Annotated in this window: 3 protein-coding genes; all 3 read right to left on the bottom strand. The window is 72.6% G+C overall.

Features of this window, described 5'->3' with window-relative positions; all coding sequences use genetic code 11:
* Nucleotides 1–52 precede the first annotated feature (52 nt).
* Nucleotides 53–2,149 (bottom strand): M14 family zinc carboxypeptidase, encoded by a 2,097-nt coding sequence (locus VH969_RS12870; RefSeq protein ID WP_331973946.1) that lies wholly within the window; start codon nt 2,147–2,149, stop codon nt 53–55.
* Nucleotides 2,150–2,236: 87 nt separating this feature from the next.
* A complete protein-coding gene (locus VH969_RS12865; protein WP_331973945.1) occupies nt 2,237–2,620 on the bottom strand; it encodes a response regulator in 384 nt (127 codons plus the stop codon).
* The coding region (locus tag VH969_RS12860) for a PAS domain-containing sensor histidine kinase (RefSeq protein WP_331973944.1) at nt 2,617–3,499 on the bottom strand (883 nt) is incomplete at its 5' end. The genes VH969_RS12860 and VH969_RS12865, both read right to left, overlap by 4 nt.

The raw sequence follows: 3,499 nt of genomic DNA, 5'->3' as shown, positions 1-3,499 counted from the left end.
CGTGGTGCGCGACGGCACCACGAGGACGGCCACCCGGGATCGTTCCGGGAGACTACTGCTGCTCGGCGAAGTCGCGGGCGACCCGGACCAGCTCGGTCAGGCCGTCGGCGTACTCCTGGGACTCCGCGTGGGCCTCGGCGTACGGCGGGATGAAGCCGGCGCCTTCCCACTCGCCCGTCGCCGGGTTCCAGCGGTCGTTGCCGATCTCGAAGTCCCACGCGAAGATGCCCTGCTCGTAGTAGAGCTCGTCGGCGGAGTTGCCGGCTGCGGAGTAGAGCACGTCGGCCACCGGGCCGGTCCGCGACGGCCACGTGACCGTGCTGCGCCCGCTCGCGATGGCGCCGACGATCCGCTTGGCGCTCGCCTGGAACATCGTCGACTCCTCGATCGAGGGCCGCGGCAGCGTGATCCGGCCCGGCACCGCGTACGCGCCGGGCGGCCACATGAAGTATCCGCCGTAGCTGTGCACGTTCATCGCGAACCTGATGTTCGGGTGCGCGGCCGCGAGGGCGATGACGTTGCCCGACTCCGCCTCGGACAGCTCACCCGTGCCGGCGTACGTGCCGGACAGGCAGTTCGTCGACCCGCCGACGTAGCCGTCGAACACCGAGCCCACCGTGTAGTTGCGGTTCACGTCCACGCCCCACGAGTCGGCGAACCGCGGGTCGCGCAGCGCGCCGGTGCAGTGGTTGGACATGTTCTTCCGCTGGAACGGCGCGTCGTTGAACGAGTAGTTCGCCCCGTCCGGGTTCACGGTCGGGATCACGAAGATCTCGACGTTCTCCAGCAGCGAGCGGGTCTCGCTGTCGGTGGCGTAGTTGGCCAGCATCCGCTCGGCGAACTCCAGCGTGACGAGCGGGGTCGCCCACTCGCGCGCGTGCTCCTGGGAGTAGGTCAGCATGCCGATCCGGGAGCCGTCCCGGTGCACGCCGATCCGCAGCGCCTGCACGGTCCACGGCTTGTGCGGCACGCCGGCCGGCGCGTCGAGCCCGTCGGTCATCCGCGTCGGGCCGGCCACCGGCATCACCTTGCCGGCCGAGCCGTCCTCGACGAACGCGGTGAACCGCTGCGGGAAGCGGGCACCGACGAGCGCGGCGACCTGGTCGGTCGTGCTGACGATCGCGCCCGAGGCGTCGGTCGCGAGCGACACGGTCAGGACGCGGTCGCGGAAGGTCGCCTGCGCGGGCCGGTTCGGCTTGCCCGGGTCGATCGCGCGGACCTGCCAGCCGTTCGGGCCCTGGTCGCCGAACTTCACCGACTCGACGACGACCGCGGCGGTCGCCGGGTCGCCCAGGTACGCGGTCGCCGTGCGGCGGTAGCCCTGGGTCTTGTGCGGCAGGTCGATGACGTCGACGAGGTCCGGGTACTGGCGGGCCAGCCGGGCGACGCGCGCCTTGATGTCGACCGGCGACATGTACGCGTCGATGAAGTCCTCCTGGTAGCCGGCGGGCGGCTGCGGCGGGGTCGCGCCGGGCCACGCGGCCGGGGTGACCGGGCGGGCGGTGCCGCCGAGGCTGGAGGTGGCGGTCACCCGGACGGGCTTCGCGGGCACCGGCTGCGGCAGGGCGATGTGGTACTGGTACTCGCCCGCGTCCTCGAACCGCTGCAGCGGGAAGGATCCGGTGGTGCCGTCCGCGGCCTGCCAGCCGACCGTGATCTCGACGTTCGGGTCGGTCACCGCGGTCGTCGCGACGCGGGTCTCGAGGAACGTCTGGCCGTCGGTGACCCACCAGTACGCGGACAGGAACTGCAGGGTGTCCGCGGCGGCCACGGTCGCGGACTTCGCCGCGGCCTGCCTGCTCTGCGCGTAGCGCGCGGCGGCGTCGCCCTCGCGCTGGATGACCTGGATCGGCTTGGCGCCGCGGGCGACGAGCGCGTCGAGCTCGGCGCCGGTGAGCACCAGGTCGGCGACGAGCTTGCCGTCGGGCGTGCGGCCCTGTGCGGCGATGTCGGCGTCGTTCGCCGCGAGCCGGTCGAGCATGTCGGTGCCGGGCAGCTGGAGCCGGACGAGGGCCGTCTCCCCGGCCGCCACCTTCACGCCCGGCGGCGCTCCGGGGGCGGCCGACGCGTCCGGCGCGGCGCCGGCGAACAGGGCGGAGCACAGCAGGGTCACCGCGGCGGCCGCGGTGCCCCATCTGCGTGTGGACATGGCGCCTCCCATGCGGGCAGTTGGTGAGGTAATCCTTCTCGCCACCCGTTGGGAGTCAAGGACTTTCAGGCGTTCGTCCTAATGGCGCTACTGGGTGCCGGCGCGGCGCACGGCCGCGACGATCTCGATGTTGGACGCGCCCTTCAGCAGGTACTCGGCGATGCCCGCGCGCGTCATCTCCGCGACCGTGCCGGAGTCGTCGTACGCGGAGAACGCGAGGATCCGGGTGCCCGGGGCACGGCCGAGGATCTCCCGCGCGGCCCGCGGGCCGCCCCCGCCCGGCATCCGGACGTCGAGCACCACCACCGCGGGCGCGTGCCGCGCCGCGAGCGCGATCGCCTCGTCCGCGTCCGCGGCCACGCCGACCACGTCGATGTCCGGCTCCGCGTCGAGCACCTCGCGGAGCGCGTCGCGGATCATCGGGTCGTCGTCGGAGATGAGCACGCGCAGCAGCGTGGAGGTGGCGCTCATACCGGCACGTCCCCGGCTGGGCCCGTGGTGGGCAGCCAGAACTCGACGGTCGTCCCGCGGCCGGGCTCGCCGGTGACCGTCCACCAGCCGCCGGCCGTCTCGGCTCTCTCGCGCATCTCGATCAGCCCGAAGTGCTCCATGGGCTCGGGTGGTCCTACCGACAGGCCGTACCCGACGCCGTCGTCGACGACCCGCGTCATGGTGCCGCCGTCCACCGTCGCGAGGTGGATGTTCACCTTCTTCGCGCTGGCGTGCTTGCGCACGTTCGTGATCGCCTCCTGGCAGATCCGGAATATCGTGATCGCGGTCTCCGTCGGTGGCTGCTCGGTCAGCTCGTCGTGGTGCAGCTCGTAGGAGATGTGCCAGCCGGCGACGACGTCGCGCAGGAAGTCGGTGAGCGCGGAGACCAGGCCGTGCCGGTCGATCGAGGTGGGCCGCAGCTGGAACACGAGCGTGCGCAGCCGCGTGATCGTGCCCCGCACGGCGTCGTCGAGCGCCTCCAGCGTCGCCCGTTGCTCCGCGGGCAGCCGGGCCGCGAGCAGCTGCAGGCGCATGCCGACCGCCACCATCGACTGGATGGAGTCGTCGTGCACGTCCCACGCGATCCGCCTGCGCTCCAGCTCCTGGGCCTGCACGAGGTGGCCGAGCAGCCGTCGCCGCTCGTCGAGGGTCTGCTCGGTCCGGCGCCGCTCGGTGAGGTCGCGGGTGATCTTGGCGAAGCCGTGCAGGTGGCCGCCGTCGTCGTAGAGGGGGGTGATGACGACGTTGGCCCAGAAGCGGGTGCCGTCCTTGCGCAGGCGCCAGCCTTCGTCTTCGAGGCGGCCTTCGGCGATGGCGGTCTTGAGCTCGCGGGCGGGTTTGTCGGCGGCGTTGTCCTCG

This window comes from Actinophytocola sp., assembly GCF_036555685.1.
GTDB lineage: Bacteria > Actinomycetota > Actinomycetes > Mycobacteriales > Pseudonocardiaceae > Actinophytocola.
This window is presented reverse-complemented; position numbering and strand designations above follow the sequence as displayed.

What these genes read in the sequence shown, in the direction of transcription:
- VH969_RS12870 (WP_331973946.1), bottom strand. Translation starts at nt 2,149, where the DNA reads ATGTCCACACGCAGATGGGGCACCGCGGCCGCCGCGGTGACCCTGCTG.
- VH969_RS12865 (WP_331973945.1), bottom strand. Translation starts at nt 2,620, where the DNA reads ATGAGCGCCACCTCCACGCTGCTGCGCGTGCTCATCTCCGACGACGAC.